The organism is Intestinimonas timonensis, assembly GCF_900626145.1.
In the GTDB taxonomy this organism is placed as follows: domain Bacteria; phylum Bacillota; class Clostridia; order Oscillospirales; family Oscillospiraceae; genus Intestinimonas; species Intestinimonas aquisgranensis.
On record NZ_LR130817.1, the window covers coordinates 792,927 to 808,538 of the forward strand.

Annotated in this window: 15 protein-coding genes and 1 riboswitch; of the genes, 5 read left to right on the forward strand and 10 right to left on the reverse strand. The window is 62.0% G+C overall.

The window, feature by feature from the left end:
* Positions 1-135 precede the first annotated feature (135 nt).
* Positions 136-822, reverse strand: coding sequence for an ECF transporter S component (locus tag E0E29_RS10530; protein ID WP_130849819.1), 687 nt, complete (start codon positions 820-822; stop codon positions 136-138).
* Between the two features lie 126 nt (positions 823-948).
* Positions 949-1,090, reverse strand: a riboswitch (FMN riboswitch).
* 167 nt (positions 1,091-1,257) lie between these two features.
* Here E0E29_RS10530 and E0E29_RS10535 point away from each other — a divergent pair.
* The 3 genes from E0E29_RS10535 (at position 1,258) to E0E29_RS10545 (ending at position 4,474) form a co-directional block, all read left to right on the forward strand.
* Complete coding sequence (locus tag E0E29_RS10535; RefSeq protein ID WP_130849820.1) at positions 1,258-1,758, forward strand: SLOG family protein; 501 nt, start codon at positions 1,258-1,260, stop codon at positions 1,756-1,758.
* 140 nt (positions 1,759-1,898) lie between these two features.
* Positions 1,899-2,279, forward strand: a complete 381-nt coding sequence (locus E0E29_RS10540) for a BlaI/MecI/CopY family transcriptional regulator (RefSeq protein ID WP_130849821.1) — start codon at positions 1,899-1,901, stop codon at positions 2,277-2,279.
* Positions 2,279-4,474: a M23/M56 family metallopeptidase gene (locus E0E29_RS10545; RefSeq protein WP_242622548.1), complete on the forward strand. Its 2,196-nt coding sequence runs from the start codon at positions 2,279-2,281 to the stop codon at positions 4,472-4,474. The genes E0E29_RS10540 and E0E29_RS10545 overlap by 1 nt, the downstream gene beginning before the upstream one ends.
* Before the next feature lie 52 nt (positions 4,475-4,526).
* Here the strand turns inward: E0E29_RS10545 and E0E29_RS10550 are convergent, their stop codons facing one another.
* From E0E29_RS10550 to E0E29_RS10590, 9 genes are all read right to left on the reverse strand, one after another.
* Positions 4,527-7,019, reverse strand: coding sequence for an ATP-dependent Clp protease ATP-binding subunit (locus E0E29_RS10550; protein WP_130849823.1), 2,493 nt, complete (start codon positions 7,017-7,019; stop codon positions 4,527-4,529).
* Positions 7,020-7,131: 112 nt separating this feature from the next.
* On the reverse strand, positions 7,132-7,869 hold the full coding sequence (locus tag E0E29_RS10555) for a CvpA family protein (RefSeq protein WP_130849824.1): 738 nt from the start codon (positions 7,867-7,869) through the stop codon (positions 7,132-7,134).
* 32 nt (positions 7,870-7,901) lie between these two features.
* Positions 7,902-9,080: a DUF5711 family protein gene (locus tag E0E29_RS10560; protein WP_130849825.1), complete on the reverse strand. Its 1,179-nt coding sequence runs from the start codon at positions 9,078-9,080 to the stop codon at positions 7,902-7,904.
* A 41-nt stretch (positions 9,081-9,121) separates the two neighbouring features.
* Complete coding sequence (gene truA, locus E0E29_RS10565) at positions 9,122-9,874, reverse strand: tRNA pseudouridine(38-40) synthase TruA (protein ID WP_130849826.1); 753 nt, start codon at positions 9,872-9,874, stop codon at positions 9,122-9,124.
* A gap of 40 nt (positions 9,875-9,914) precedes the next feature.
* The gene (locus tag E0E29_RS10570; protein WP_130849827.1) at positions 9,915-10,721 is read right to left on the reverse strand and encodes an energy-coupling factor transporter transmembrane component T family protein; all 807 of its coding nucleotides are present in this window, start codon (positions 10,719-10,721) and stop codon (positions 9,915-9,917) included.
* Positions 10,721-11,587, reverse strand: coding sequence for an energy-coupling factor transporter ATPase (locus E0E29_RS10575; RefSeq protein WP_130849828.1), 867 nt, complete (start codon positions 11,585-11,587; stop codon positions 10,721-10,723). Before E0E29_RS10575 ends, E0E29_RS10570 begins: the two co-directional genes overlap by 1 nt.
* A 14-nt stretch (positions 11,588-11,601) precedes the next feature.
* Positions 11,602-11,868, reverse strand: a complete 267-nt coding sequence (locus tag E0E29_RS10580) for a hypothetical protein (protein ID WP_130849829.1) — start codon at positions 11,866-11,868, stop codon at positions 11,602-11,604.
* A 16-nt stretch (positions 11,869-11,884) separates the two neighbouring features.
* Positions 11,885-12,730: an energy-coupling factor transporter ATPase gene (locus E0E29_RS10585; RefSeq protein ID WP_130849830.1), complete on the reverse strand. Its 846-nt coding sequence runs from the start codon at positions 12,728-12,730 to the stop codon at positions 11,885-11,887.
* Positions 12,731-12,767: 37 nt separating this feature from the next.
* A complete protein-coding gene (locus E0E29_RS10590; protein ID WP_130849831.1) occupies positions 12,768-13,634 on the reverse strand; it encodes a class I SAM-dependent methyltransferase in 867 nt (288 codons plus the stop codon).
* A 191-nt stretch (positions 13,635-13,825) separates the two neighbouring features.
* Here E0E29_RS10590 and E0E29_RS10595 point away from each other — a divergent pair, with 191 nt between their 5' ends.
* Both E0E29_RS10595 and E0E29_RS10600 read left to right on the forward strand, forming a co-directional pair.
* Positions 13,826-14,524 carry a hypothetical protein gene (locus tag E0E29_RS10595; protein ID WP_130849832.1) on the forward strand — a complete coding sequence of 233 codons (699 nt, stop codon included), beginning with the start codon at positions 13,826-13,828 and terminating at the stop codon, positions 14,522-14,524.
* 226 nt (positions 14,525-14,750) lie between these two features.
* Positions 14,751-15,596 (forward strand): undecaprenyl-diphosphate phosphatase, encoded by an 846-nt coding sequence (locus tag E0E29_RS10600; RefSeq protein ID WP_242622459.1) that lies wholly within the window; start codon positions 14,751-14,753, stop codon positions 15,594-15,596.
* The last annotated feature ends 16 nt before the right edge of the window (positions 15,597-15,612 follow it).

Consider the following 15,612-nt stretch of genomic DNA (forward strand, 5'->3'; position numbering starts at 1 on the left):
ATTCTGATATCGTGATTCGATATCGTCTATCGATATTATAACATCGAGGCACGATATCGTCAAGCGGGCAAAAGAAAACTCCCCCGGCGTGAGCCGGGGGAGTGGAACGTAATCAGGGAAGGTGGGAAAATGGGATCAGATGACGCCCCAGAGAACCAGGGCCAGCAGGACGAAGGTGGCCAGCAGCACCAGGGAGAAGAGGAGGAAGCCGGCGCTGGAGCGGCGGGAGGGCTGCTCGCTGGTGGAGGGGGCCACCAGGCCGGACCGGCGCAGGGCGGTGACCACAGGCTTGTAAAGCAGGAGGGTGGCGGCCATGTTCATACCACCCTTGACCAGGTTGAAGGGGAGGAAGATGGGCACCAGCATGGCGGCCACGGCCTCACGGGGCATGCCCTGGTAGATGGGAGTGAGGAAGTAGTTCCACAGCAGCATGACAACGGTGAGGGCCACCACACCGGCGGCCAGACCCAGCACGGCGCCCGCCATGGTGTGGCGCTTCTTGTAGATGAAGGTGGCGGTGCAGCAGAAAGCGCAGGTGGCCAGGGCGTTCATGACAAAGCCGATGATGCCGGTGTGGCTGACGGTGATCATCTCCACGAAGGCCACCACGACAGCCATAGAGGCGGCGGCCATGGGTCCAAAGACGAAGCCGCCGATGCAGATGACCACATCCTTGAAGTCGAAGTCCAGGAAGCCGTTGACGCTGGGCAGCAGCTTGGACACCAGCATGACCACGAAGGCAATGGCAGAGAGCATGGCCAGGGTGGTGATGGTCTTGGTGTTGGTGGCCGGACGGGCCTTGACCAGTGTGGGATCGGACATAAAAATACGCGCTCCTTCCGGACGCGGCCACATTCCAGCCGCGCCCCATGTAAAGTAGAAAACACCCGAAAGACCCAATGCCTTCCAGGTGTTAAACACGTTACATGGGGAGAGGTGCGCATTTGAACACATCTTCTTCCATCCAGACTTCGCACTCGAAAAGAGCACGTCACTGTCGGTCCCGGAGTTCCACCGGGTCAGCCGCGCGGAAGCGCGGGTCGCGGACTGTACCGCCGATCGGGATTTTCACCCTGCCCTGAAGACATTTTTGATTCAGTTGTTTTCTCTACCTGCTATTATACATGGTCCCACCAAAAAAGCAAGCCCCAAATTTTGAGAAACAAATGTTCGATTTCCGTTGACTTGTATTGCTGGATATACTACAATGGCAGAGACAAGAATGCCGGGACAGGCGGAAAGGGGAGAGGACAGGGCGTGAAGAGAGAGACCACCTGCTGTTTTACTGGCCACAGGCCCAACAAGCTCCCCTGGGGGAACAATGAGTCCGATCCCCGGTGCGCAGACCTGAAGGCACGGCTGGGTGCGGCTCTGGAGACAGCCTACGCCGACGGCTACCGCCACTTTCTCTGCGGTATGGCCCTGGGCTGCGATCTCTATTTCTGCGAGGCGGTCCTGGACCTGCGGGACCGGTACGAAGATGTCACAGTGGAGGCCGCCGTCCCCTGTGAGGAGCAGTCTGCCCGGTGGCGGGAGCGGGACCGGAACCGGTATTTTGCCCTGCTGGAGCGATGCGACTATGAGACTCTGGTCCAGCATCACTATACTGCCGGATGTATGCAGCGCCGGGACCGGTATATGGTGGACCGCTCTCAGCGCATCATCGCTGCCTATGACGGCAGGACGCTGGGCGGGACCATGTATACCCTGACCTACGCCCTGCGTCAGGGGCTGGAGACCGTGATTTTAGACCTGTGAACAAAGGTCCTGTGCTGACAAAACGCCGGCGCAGGGCCTCTTTCTGCATTTGCAAAAATATCTTGACAACAAACTTCTGCAAATGTAGAATATAGCCACAGAAGGACTTCTGCAAATGCAAAATATAGGGGGCTCCAAACGTGAAGGAAAACAAGCGGCTGCCGGAATCGGAACTGGATATCATGCTGGTGGTGTGGGCCGGCGGGGGAGGGGTCACCGCCCCCGCCATCCTGGAGCACCTGGAGCGGCCGCTGACGGCCAGCGCCCTCCACAGTTACCTCAAGCGGTTGGAGGAGAAGGGCTTTCTCGCCTGTACCAAGGAGGGCAAGACCAACGTCTACACCCCCCTGGTGAGCCGGGAGGAGTACCAGCGCAGTGAGGGCCGCAGTATTTTGAAAAAACTCTACGGCGGCTCTCTCTCTCGGTTTGCCGCCGCCCTCTATGATGGGGACAAGGTAGCGCCAGAGGAGGTGGCGGACCTCCAGGCCCTCCTGGACCAGCTGAAGGAGGGAGAACGGTGATGGCGGAACTGGTGGAGCGGCTGGGACACCTCTCCCTGACGGCGTCTGCGGTGCTGCTGCCCCTGCTGCTGCTGAGCGCCCTGATCCAGAAGAGATATACCGCAAAGACCTGCTATGTCCTGTGGCTGGCCCTGGCTGTGTGGCTCCTGCTGCCGGTGGACTGGTCTTTGCCGGAGCCCGCCGTCACCATCACGGTGCCGGAGGTGCCCCAAGTGTGGACGGCGCCGGCGGAACCGGTGGCCGCCACTGTTGTGACCGGGACATCGGAGACGGTGTCTGAGCCAGCCAGGATGACCCTACCCACTCTGGGTCAGATCCTCACCGGGACCTGGCTGGCGGGGGCGCTGGGGTTGCTGCTGTGGCACGGGACCGGCTACCTGCTGGTCCGGTGTCGGCTGCGTGTCGGGAGCTGGGAGGAGCCGGAGGACCAGGTTCTGATGGCCTCCCTCTGGAAGGGGGAGCACGGAGCGCCGGAGGTGCTGCGGACCGAGGATACGGCGGCGCCCCTGTCCCTGGGGCTCTTCCGGCCTCTGGTGTTTCTGCCCGCCAGGCTGGGGGAGGAGGAGACCGCCATGGTCCTCTCACATGAGCTCACGCACGTCCGCCGTCGGGACCTCTGGTATAAATTCCTGCTGTTGCTGGTCAACGCCGCCCACTGGTTCAATCCCCTGGTGTGGTGGATGTGCCGGCAGGCGGGTCGGAATCTGGAATACTGCTGCGACGACGCAGTGGTGGCGGGCCGGGATGCCGCTTTTCGGTACGACTACGGTCAGATCCTCCTGCGGTACGCCGCCCATGGCGCCGGTCTCCCCCTGTACGCCACCCGGCTGAGCAGCGGGGGCCGGCAGATGAAAGGAAGACTGATGAATCTGTTTCTCAAGAAAAAGACCGGCGTAATGCTGGTGGCGGCGGTACTGTGCGCCGCCGTGGCTGTGGGCGCTCTGGTGACGGTCCAGTCCGCCCAGGCCGAGACGCCCATGACGGCCCGGGAGGCCCTGGATACCCTGGCCCAAAGTGTGACGATCAATGACAAGGAATTGACCTTTACTATTCCTGCGGCCTATGAGAAAGCCGACGACTGGCGTATCCAGGTGTCCGGCCGGTATCAGATGAAGGAGAACGGGACCATGAGCGTCCACCTCGTCGACAACGATGGCACTGCCGGGCGCTGGAAGGGGGGAGAGGGCGCCTACTCCGTCCCCCTCACCGATTACGATCTGGACCAGTTTGAAAGCCTCACCCTATGGGCCTTCCTCACCGATGAAAGCGGGCAGGAGTTGGAAAAGGAGGTAGACCTGCTGTCCGCCCGCGGTACGAATGGGCACGATGTGATCCTGTCGGGGCTGGATATGAGCGCTGCCGAGCCCGCCTGGGTCTGGCCGGTGCCGGAGTATCAGGAGGTCACGGAAACCTTTGACACCCGGGTCCACCCCATCACGGGCAAAGAGAGCAGCCACGACGGCGTAGATATCTCCGCCCCGGAGGGTGTGGCGGTGCTGGCGGTGCGCAGCGGCACTGTGGCGGAGACAGGCTGGGACGACACCGATGGAAATTACGTCCTTCTGGACCACGGGGACGGCCTCACCACCCTGTACGGCTGTCTGAGTGCGGTCTCCGTCCAGACTGGGGATGCCGTGGCTCAGGGAGACGTCCTGGGGGCTGTGGGCCAGACCGGCGCTGCTACCGGTCCCCATCTCCACCTGGAGGCGGCCCAGGACGGTGCCCTGTATGATCCCCTGACCTGGTTCCCGGTGTTGCCGGAGACGGCCCTGAAGCCGGAGGCGATCACCATCCAGGGGCTGACCCTGACCTGCAACGGCCACGCCTACGATTTGACCGAGCGGTCCCCCGCCATCACCGCCGTGACCAAGATGCAGTGGGTGGGGGAGGAGCTCCTCCTGGAGTGCCACACCGGCCCCGAAAACAACCTCTACCTGGTCTTTGATCCCCAGACGGAGACCTTCGTGAAGGAGCTGGCCGGGACCCACCTCAACTGGAAGGGGGAGGACCTAACCACTGGGGTCTACGCTTTCTGGGGCGATATCTGTACCTGGGACGGCACCGTGCTGGCCACGGTGGACCTTGGGACGGATGGCTATGTCAGTGATTTGTCCTTTACAGATAGTGGGGATCAGGTGGAGGTGACCGTCACCCAAAATGAGGTCAGCAGCACCCAGTTGGTGTCCCTTACCTGACTCAATAGACAGAAAAAGGCCCGCCTTCCGGCGGGCCTTTTTGATGCCTTTTTTAGAGAGCCAACAGCTCGATCTTGCCGTCCTTGCCCACGGCCTTGAGCTGGGTGATGGGCTCCATATAGCTCTCGATGATCTTGGTGGCGATGGGGTCCTCCAAGTCCTTCTGCACCTGGCGGCGCAGGTTCCGGGCGCCATAGGTGAGGGAATAGGAGGTCTTGACCAGGTGGTCCAGGACGCTCTCGTCCCAGGTGAAGGTGATGCCCTTGTCCCGAAGGTTGTCGGTGAGCTCGCCCAGCATGATCTTGGCGATCTCCTTGAAGTTTTCCTCGCTGAGACGGTTGAAGTAGACCACCTCGTCCACCCGGTTGATGAACTCGGGCCGCAGGAACTGGCCCAGGGCCTTCATGGCCTTGTCCTTGCCCTGCTCCTTGTCGGTGCGGCCGAAGCCCACGGAGCCGCCGCCCTTGTCGCTGCCGGCGTTGGAGGCCATGACGATGACGGCGTTTTCGAAGTTCACGTTCCGGCCCTGGGCGTCGGTGATGTGGCCGTCGTCCAGGATCTGGAGCATGATGTTGAGCACATCGGGGTGGGCCTTCTCGATCTCGTCAAAGAGGATGACACAGTAGGGCTTCCGGCGGACCTTCTCGGTGAGCTGTCCGGCCTCGTCGTAGCCCACATAGCCCGGGGGAGAGCCGATGATGCGGCTGACGGCGAACTTCTCCATGAACTCCGACATATCCAGTCGGATCAAGGACTCGGGGGAGTTGAACATGTCCTGGGCCAGCTGCTTGACCAGCTCGGTCTTGCCCACGCCGGTGGAGCCCACGAAGATGAAGGACACGGGCTTGCGCTTGGAGGCGATGCCCACCCGCCCCCGGCGAATGGCATTGGCCACCTCGTGGACGGCCTCGTCCTGGCCGATGATATGGCTCTTGAGTCGGTCCTCCAGGTGAGCCAGACGCTCGAACTCCTGCTCCTGGATCTGAGTGGCGGGGATTTTGGTCCACAGCTCGATGACCCGGGCAAGATGAGCCACAGTGAGGGGCGGGGTGAGCTTGTCGGCCAGGGAATCCTTCTCCTGAGTGAGCTGGAGCTCCTGGCTCTTGAGGACGGCCAGACGCTGGTAGGCCTTCTCGCTGTTGACGCGCTCCAGTTCACTCCGCTCCTGGTTCACCTGCTCCAGCTGCTGCAGGAGCTCGGCCAGCTTGGTCTGGCGCTCGGTGTCCTCGGGCTGGGCGGGAGTGCTCTCCAGCTTTTCCTTCTGTTGGAGGAGGGTCTGCTCCCGGCGGCGCAGGCGGTCAAAGGGCTCGCCGGACTTGTCGTTGGCGGCGGCCAGCATGACCTCCCGCTCCTTGGCAATGTCGGCCAGTTCCTTGTCGATCTGCATGGTCCGGGTGAGGGCTTTGTTGTGGAGGTTCACGTCAGAGGAGGCCTCGTCAATGAGGTCGATGGCCTTGTCAGGGAGGAAACGGTCGGTAATGTACCGCTCCGACATGGTGACCGCCAGGCGGCACATCTCCGGGGAGATGGTGACATGGTGGTACTGCTCATAGTAGGGGGCAATGCCCTTGATGATCTCGATGGCGTCATTCACCGAGGGCTCCTCCACCATGACTGGCTGGAACCGGCGCTCCAGGGCGGAGTCCTTCTCGATGTACTTGCGGTATTCGGTGAGGGTGGTGGCGCCGATGACCTGGATCTCGCCCCGGGAGAGGGCGGGCTTGAGGATGTTAGCAGCGCTCATAGAGCCCTCGGCATCGCCGGCGCCCACCAGGTTGTGGACCTCGTCGATGACTAGGATGATGTTGCCCAGCTTCTTGATCTCCTCGATGAGGCCCTTCATCCGGCTCTCAAACTGACCGCGGAACTGGGTACCGGCCACCAGGGAGGTGAGGTCCAGCAGGTAGACCTCCTTGTCCAGCAGCTTGTAGGGTACGTTCTTCTCGGCGATGCGCAGGGCCAGACCCTCGGCGATGGCGGTCTTGCCCACGCCGGGCTCACCGATGAGGCAGGGGTTGTTCTTCTGCCGGCGGTTGAGGATCTGCACCACCCGCTCCAGCTCGGAGTCGCGGCCCACGATGCGGTCCAGCTTGCCCTCCTGGGCGCGGTTGGTCAGGGAGATGCAGTAGTTCTCCAAAAACTTCCGCTTGGGCTGGCGCTCCTTGCCGGCGGATTTCTCCTCCCTTTGCTGGCGGGTCTGCTCACCGCCGGGGGGCTCGGAGGCCGGCTGGCCGCCGAAGAGCTTGTTGAGGAAGGGGAAGGTGGCGGTGCGCCCCTCGTCATCCTCCTGCTCGTCATCGGGCTGGGGGGCCAGACCCTCCATGCCCTCGGCGCCGCCAAAGGCGGACATCATCTCGTTGGTGAGACCCTCAAGGTCCTCCTCGCTGATGCCCATCTTCTGCATCATATCTTCCACGGGCTTGATCCCCAATTCCTTGGCGCACTTAAGACAGAGACCCTCATTCTTGGTCTCTCCGCCCTCAATGCGGGTGACGAAGATCACGGCCACGTTTTTATGGCAACGGGAACAAAGTGTAGGCTGCATACGTTACTCCTTTTCGGGAGATGGGTCGCGCTGCATACATCCCCCGGAGAATCGAATCTATCATGGAAATATGAACTGGTAATGAATTTCGTACAAAAACTTTTTTGAGCGGTCAGACGGCGGTTTCGGTGGCGGCGGCCAGCCCGCCCAGCACCAGAGCCACCGGGTTGGTGGTCATGAAGAATTTGAGCAGGTGGGTCTGCTCCACAGTCTCCTCGGGGATGACCTTGCCCAGATAGCGGAGGACCCAGGCACACAGGAAGAGGATGGCACAGCCCTTGATCAGGCCCAGAACGGCGCCGCCGGTCTTGTTGAGGAAGTGGAGACCGGGGAGGTGTGCCACCAGGTCCAGCCCGTGGCTGATGAGGGTCCAGGCGATGAGAATAAGAACGAAGAAAACCACAAAGAGGATCATGTAGGCAACGGTACCGGCGATGGATGCGGCCACGGCCGCAGCGGCGTTGGCGGCGACCTCAGTCATGCCCTGCTCCACGGCGTCGTTGACAGCGTCCACAGCGCTCTGGTAGAAGCCCATGTCCTTCAAAATGTTGAGGATCTCGGTGAGAGGAATCTCATCGGTCTGGAGGTCGGCGTCCTGGTCGGGGAGGACGGTAGAGTCGGCGATCTCCTGGTCCAGCCGCTTCTCAATGGCGGAGGCGAAGCGGGGTTCCAGATAGTCGGCCACCTTGGGGGAGAGGGCACCGGCCAGGAAACCGGCACCGATAAAGGCTACCAGCACCGCCACCAGGCCGCACAGGGAGAGCAGAAGCCCCCGGGAGGCGCCGTGGATGGTAAAGACGGCGAGAACAATGAGCAGAATGATGTCGAAGATAATTGCGGTTGTCAGCATGGTTACACCTCGGTCAGATAAACGGGAAGGGATCAATCAGGAATACAGAGCTGGGCGGTCTCGCCGCTGGCAAGGTAAGCGGTGCCGTCACTGCGCAGGACCACGTTGCGGGCGCCCATGGTGTTGTCTATGGTCTCATAGACCTGGAGGTCCTTGGTATAGATGGTGAGGGTGGAGGCGGTGAGCACCGCCACGTACCGGCCGGAGGTGGCCAGATCCAAGATCTGATCCTCCAGATCCAGGGTGGCAATGGTTTCGCCCTTGGTATCCACCGTGGTCAATGTGGTGCTGCTGCCCGCCCGGTACTTGCCCAGCAGCAGGGCGGCGTAGCCGTCACCGCCCAGAGAGTAGTCCTTCAGATAGGCGCCGCCGTAGTCACAGGTCAGGTTGGCAGCGCCGTCGGTGCTCACGATACTCAGGCCGGTCTCGCCCAGAGCCCAGAACACGCCGCCGGAGCAGCTCAGATCCAGGATGGCGTTGTTGCCCAGGGAGCACTGGGCAAAGGCCTCGTCCCCGGCCCTGTCATAAAGGGCAAGAGTACTCTCAAAGGTGTTGTTGGACTGTCCCACGGTGAGAACGGCGGCGATGGTCTTCCCGTCCTGGGAGGGAATGGCGTCCATGACATAGCGGGTGGAGATCCGAATGGCCATGGTGGGCTGGAAGTCGCTGCCGTAGAGGGTGACGACCCCCTTATAGCCCGTCTCACGGGTGACCACTGCCAAGGTCCTGCCTGGACCCATGCGGGCGGAGAGGATCTCGTGGCCCTGCTCGGCGTCCAGGGAGAAGATTTGAGCACGATCGGCATAGACCCGCAGGGTGGTGCCGCCGGCATCATAGACCACCGCGGCGTCATCCCGAATGTCGGCCATCGGGTGGAGAAGGGAGAGGGCGTCGTTGAGGTATTCCACGCCGCTGGAGGAGTAGAGCCGAATACCGGCGGAGGACCACACCAGCAGGTCATCTCCCAGACTGGAGAAGCCGCCCCGACCGGAGCTGTCGAACTGGAAGGCGTCGATCTGGCCGGAGTCGCTCCGCTCCAGGGAGCGGTAAGTGAAGTAGCGTTTGATGGCGTCCAGGTTGATGCGGTCCCGATAGGCCACCAGGGCCACCGCCCCCAGCAGAAGGGCCAAGGTGAGGGGAAAGGCCAGCAGGCGCAGGATGGGATTTGGTTTTTTCTTGGGTGCCGGTGGGACCGGCCTGAGTTCTTCCATGTTATGTGCTCCTGATCTGGTGTCATGTGAACGGGGAGGGCTTACAGCACATCCTCGTCATACCACAGCTTGGTCATGTAAAGGCCGCCCGGCGGTACAGTGGGACCGGCGGCGGTACGGTTCTTGCTTTCCAGAATGGCGCTCACTTCCTCCGGGGCGAATTTCCCCTCGGCGGCGTAGACGCAGGTGCCCACCATGGCCCGCACCATGTTGTAGAGAAAACCGTTGGCACATACTCTGCACTCGATCAGGTCACCAGTGCGGCTGATGTCAAAGTAGTACACCGTGCGGATGGGGGAGCGGACATCGGTGCCCACAGCACGGACGGCAGAGAAGTCATGGGTGCCCACGAAGCAGTCGGCCGCCCGCTGCATCACGTCCTCGTACAGGTGCTTGGGGTAGAACCAGGCCCGGTTCACATAGAAGGCGTTGCCCAGCCGGGAGTTGTAGATGCGGTAGGTGTACTCCTTTTTGATGCAGGAGCCGATAGCATTGAAGTCCTCCGGGACCTCTGTGGCCTTCACCACAACGATGTCGTCGGGCAGGCGGGTGTTCACCGCCAGGGGGATGCGGTCGCAGGGGATGCGGGAGGTGGTGCGGAAGTTGGCGATATAGGTTTCGGCGTGGACGCCGGCGTCGGTTCGTCCGGCGCCGGTGCACTTCACCGGGTGGCACACCACGGTGGAGAGGGCCTTTTCCAGGGTCTCCTCCACGGTGACGGCGTTCTTCTGCACCTGCCAGCCGTGGTAGGCGGTGCCCACGTACATGAGCTTGAGGGCAATGTTCCTTGTCATAGACGTTGCAGCGACTGTAAAGCCGCACTCCTTGTCGTTGTTAGATCCCGAGAGTCCGGAAAATCAGCACCACAGCCACCAGGGCAGCGCCCAGAATCAGGGCGGCGATGTCAGAGCCCTGGAACCGGAGCTGCCGCAGCCGGGTGCGGCCCTCGCCGCCGTGATAGCAGCGGCACTCCATGGCGGTGGCCAGCTCGTCGGCCCGCCGGAAGGCGGAGATGAAGAGGGGCACCAGCAGGGGTACCAGGGCCTTGGCCTTCTGAAAGAGGTTTCCGGTGTCGAAGTCGGCCCCTCTGGCCTTCTGGGCGGACATGATCTTGTCGGTCTCCTCGATGAGGGTTGGGATGAAGCGCAGGGCGATGGACATCATCATGCTCAGCTCATGGACGGGGACGTGGATCTTCTTGAGGGGACCCAGCAGCTTTTCCAGGCCGTCGGTGAGCATGATGGGGGAAGTGGTATAGGTGAGCATGAAGGTGCAGGTGATGAGGAAAGAGATGCGCAGCACCATGAAGAAGGCAGCCCACAGTCCCTCCACCGTGATTTTCAGAAACTTCCACTGCCAGATGGGGTCGCCGGGGGTGTAGAAGATGTTGAGCACGGCGGTGAGGATGATGATGAAAAGGATGGGCTTCATGCCTCGTAGGATGGTCTTGGGCCGGATCTTGGAGACAGCGATGCAGGCGCACAGTGTCACGAATAGAACGGCGTAGGCCAGCCCACCCTTGGCGGAGAAGAGGGCCACAATGTAGAGAATGGTAAAGAGCAGCTTGGTCCGGGGGTCCAGCCGGTGGATGATGGTATTGCCGGGGAAATACTGCCCTAGAGTGATGTCCTTGAGGGCCATTATACCGCCCCCTTTCGTGCCAGATAGTCCCGGACGGCGGAGCGGGCCTGGTCAATGGTGTAGACCGAGGGGTCGATGTCCACCCCCATGGCCCGGAGCCGGTGAAAGACCCGGGTGACCTGGGGGACACCCAGTCCCATGGCCTCAAGCTCGTCCCCGTGGGAAAAGACCTCCCGGGGGGTGCCGGTGAAGGGAATGTGCCCCTTGCTCACCACCACCAGCCGGTCCACGGTGCGGGCCACCTCCTCCATGGAGTGGGAGACCAGGATGATGGTGGCGTTTTTGGCTCTGTGGTAGTCCCTGATGTTGCCCAGGATGGACTCCACACCCACCGGGTCCAACCCGGCGGTGGGCTCGTCCAGAATGAGGACGGAGGGCTCCATGGCGATGACGCCGGCAATGGCCACCCGGCGTTTCTGTCCGCCGGAGAGCTCGAAGGGGGACTTCTCCAGCACGGCGTCGGGGAGCCCCACAAAGGCGGCGGCGTCGCGGACCCGGCGGTCTACTTCGGCATCGTCCAGCTTCATGTTTTTAGGGCCGAAGGAGATGTCCTTGTAGACCGTCTCCTCAAAGAGCTGGTACTCCGGGTACTGAAATACCAGTCCCACCTGGAACCGGGTCTGGCGGGTGCGCTCCTTGGTCTCCCAGATGTCCTTGCCTTCAAAGAGGACCCTGCCCGAGGTGGGCTTCAGCAGGCCGTTGAGGTGCTGGATCAGGGTGGACTTGCCGGAGCCGGTCCGGCCGATGATGCCCAGGTACTCGCCCCGGCAGGCGGCAAAATCCACATCCTCCAGTGCGGCGTGCTCAAAGGGCGTGCCGGAGGAGTAGATGTGGCTGAGTTTTTCCGTTTGTATGATGGCGTCCAAAGGTGGATCAGTCCTTACATTTTGGAAGTGGTGGCGGGGTCCTGCTCCAGTCTGTAGAGCTGGTCCTGAAGGAAACGGACCTGGGTCTCCAGCCGGCGCAGGCGAAGCCAGAGAGCCGTGATGAGCCCGCCCAGGGCGGCGAGGATCAGGCTCGGGATGAGACAGAGGAAAAACCAGTAGTTTCCGTCAGAAAGAGAGACGCACAGGGTGAGCAGAAGCATGGAGGCAAAAAAGACAAGGATACAGACCCCGATGACGGGGTGGTTCCAGTCGCTGTTCATGAGCGGCCTCCTTTTGTCATTTCGTGAGCAGGTCGTAAAGAGCCTGGGCACACTCCTCGTCGGAGAGAGCGTCCAGAGGGAGGTCCAGACCGTCCCGCCGGAGGGTCCAGCACAGCTCCACCGTCTCGGGGACGGTGAGCCCCACCGATTTGAGAGCCTCTACGTGGGAGAAGACATCCCTGGGGGTGCCGTCGGCCACCACTTTGCCCTTGGACATGACCACCAGCCGGTCGGCCTGAGCGGCCTCGTCCATGTGGTGGGTGATAAGGACCACCGTCACACCGGCGGTGAGATTGAGCTTTTTGATGGTATCCATGACCTCACGTCGGCCCACCGGGTCCAGCATGGCGGTGGGCTCGTCCAGAACGATGCACCGGGGCGCCATGGCCAGCACGCCAGCGATGGCCACACGCTGCTTTTGTCCGCCGGAGAGAAGGTGAGGGGCGTGTTCCCGGAACTCATACATACCCACGGTCTTGAGGGCGTCGTCCACTCTCTGCCGGATCTCCTCCGGGGGGACCCCCAGATTTTCTGGGGCAAAGGCTACGTCTTCCTCTACCACGTTGGCCACGATCTGGTTGTCGGGGTTCTGGAAGACCATGCCCACCGTGCGACGGATGTCCAGCAGCCGGTCCTCGTCGGCGGTGTCGATGCCGTCCACGTAGACGGTGCCACCGGTGGGGAGGAGGATGGCGTTCATATGTTTGGCCAAGGTGGATTTGCCGGAACCGTTGTGGCCCAACACGGCCACGAAGGAGCCGGAACGGATATTCAGATCCACGCCGTCCAGCACCACAGGGGTGACGCCTTCGGCGGCGGGATAGGAGAACCGGAGGTCCCGGGTCTCAATGATGTCACTCATGGTAAAAGACCTCGCAGTCGGGAAAAAGTGGCGGGGTTCAGCCCAGGCTGGTCCAGCGGCCGGTGGCGCCGCAGGGGAGGACCAGGCTGGTGTCGGTGACGGGGAGGCCCAGCTCCTGGCTGTGGGTGCGGCCGCCCCAGCGTTTTGAGACCACGGTCTCCAGAATGTAGGTGAGCACCGACGGGGCAAGGCCCGTGGTGTAGGAGTTGATGAGGAAGAAGAGGGGATCGTCAGAGAGGACTCCGGCCACCAGGTTCACGAAGGGCCACAGGTTCTCCTCCAGCTTCCAGATCTCACCGGAGGGTCCCCGGCCATAGGAGGGAGGGTCCATAATAACGGCGTCGTACCGGCGGCCCCGGCGGATCTCCCGCTCCACGAACTTGCCGCAGTCGTCCACGATCCAGCGGATGGGGGCGTCGGCCAGGCCGGAGAGTTTTGCGTTCTCCCGGGCCCAGGACACCATGCCCCGGGCGGCGTCTACGTGGCAGACGGAGGCACCCGCCGCCGCGCAGGCCACCGAGGCGCCGCCGGTGTAGGCGAAGAGGTTGAGCACCGAGATGGGGCGCCCAGCCTTCCGGATGAGATCGGCGCAGAAGTCCCAGTTGGCAGCCTGCTCCGGGAAGAGGCCGGTGTGCTTGAAGTTCATGGGCTTGACCTGGAAGGTGAGGTCCCGGTAGCGGATCTTCCACTGCTCGGGTACGTCTTTTTTCTCCCACTGACCGCCGCCGGTGGAGGAGCGGGCATAGCGGGCGTCGGGCCGCCGCCACAGGGGATTGTCCCTGGGGGTGTCCCAGATGGCCTGGGGGTCGGGGCGGACCAAGATACGGTCCCCCCAGCGTTCCAGCTTTTCCCCTCTGCCGCAATCGATCAGCTCATAGTCCTGCCATTTGTCCGAGACCCACATGGTGTCGCTCCTCCTCATTTTCTCTCAAGCAAATCGATTAATTATACCATAAAAAAGAAGAAGGGTCAATTCATTCCCGAAGGGGGAGATTTGTCGGAACCCGTTGAGTTGTGGTGCGTCTTGTGATAAAATAAAAAACAAACGATTCGGGCGCGTCCGTCCGGAGAGAACAGGAAACGGAGGATACACACATGGAGCGAGGGGAGCATACCTTCCGTACAGCAGTGGTGGGAGGGTTCAACCGCCAGGATGTGCTCAATTATATCGAGGCCACCGTCAGGGAGAGCCGTGAAAGAACGGCTGCCCTCCAGAAGGAGCTGCAGGAGCTGAGGGAGGAGCGCACGAAGCTCCGGCAGGAGAAGACGGCGCTGGAGCAGCAGGTGGAGACGCTGCGGAAGGAGACCGAGAAGCTGCGCAAGACCGGCACCGACCAGGGCACCGAGCTGGGACAGGTCCAGGCGGAACTGACCCGGGAGCAGGAGACCTGTGCCGCCCTCCGGAAGGAGTTGGACGGCTACAAGGACCAGTGTGCCAAATGGGAGGGGGGCGCCAAGGCCTACGATGACCTGAAGGACCGTACCGCCACCATCGAGCTGGAGGCCAGGCAGCGTGCCCGTGCCATCGAGAGCGCCGCTGAGGAGAAGGCAAAGAAGCTGCGCACCGAGGCGGAGCAGATTCTCTATAAGGTCCAGGCGGGCTATGGCCGCCTGCGTGGTGACGTGGACGCCACCATCACCCACGCCAGTGGGGAGCTGGGCCGGGTGGACAAGGCCCTGGAGCAGGTGCGCTCGGAGTTCGCCGAGCACGACGCCGCTCTGGAGAAGCTTCTCCAGTCCTGCAAGGATGTGGCCCGCAAGGTGCCCGATCCCCTCCCTCTGGAGGAAAAGTAAAAGGTCCTATCAGATTTGGTTTGGATCACAGATCCGCCACCTCGCCGAACAGCGGCGGGGTGGCGGTCTTTCTGTGTCGGAAAGGGGACTTACCCGACGAAATAACGGTATTTCCCCCTCAGGATAGGGGTAGAAATGTTTTTTGCCCTGTGCTAATATAATTATAATGTTCCCACATTGAAAAGCGCCGCAGCGGCGGCAGATCTGAAATCGGGAGGATCCAACGTTGAACTATCTCTTTTCCATTGCCATGGGTTTCTTGCAGGGCGTGGCGGAGTTTCTGCCCATCTCCAGCTCCGGCCACCTGACGCTGTTTCAGTACTTTTTCTCCCCGGAACAGAACCCGGAGGAGCTGGACATGCTCTTTACCATCCTGCTGCACTTCGGTACTCTGATCTCGGTGTGCGTCTACTACTGGCGTGACATCATCGATATGATCCGGGAGTTCTTCCTGGGCATTTCCGACCTTTTCTCCCGGCGTGGAAGTCACGAGGGGCGCCCGCCGGAGGCCCGGCGGCTGGTGCTGATGATTATCGTTGGCACGCTCCCCCTCTTTGCTGTGCTGCTGGTGAAGGACACGGTAGACGCCGCCTTCTCCAATGTGACCTTTGTCTCGGCGGCCCTCATCGCCACCGGCTTCCTGCTCTTCTTCTCCGACCGGATGGCCAAGGGCCGGAAGACTGCCCGCACCGCCACCATTCTGGATGCCCTACTGGTGGGCTGCGCCCAGGCGGTGGGCACTCTGCCCGGTATCTCTCGGGCCGGCTCCACCATCTCCGCCGGCATGCTCTGCGGCTTTGACCGCACCTTTGCCGTGCGCTTCTCCTTCCTGCTGTCCCTCCCCGCGGTGCTGGGTGCCAACATCCTGGAGATCGCCGACGCTGTCCAGGCCGGCGGTGTGGACATGTCCAGGCTCCCTATGTACATCGTGGGCATGGTAGTGGCCGGCGTGGTGGGCTATTTCGCCATCCGGCTGGTCAACCTGCTGGCCAACAAGGGGAAGTTCGGCGCCTTTGCCTACTACTGCTGGGCGGTGGGCATCGTCTCCCTGGTGGCCAGCTTCCTGGTCTGAGCACATAAGATCGATC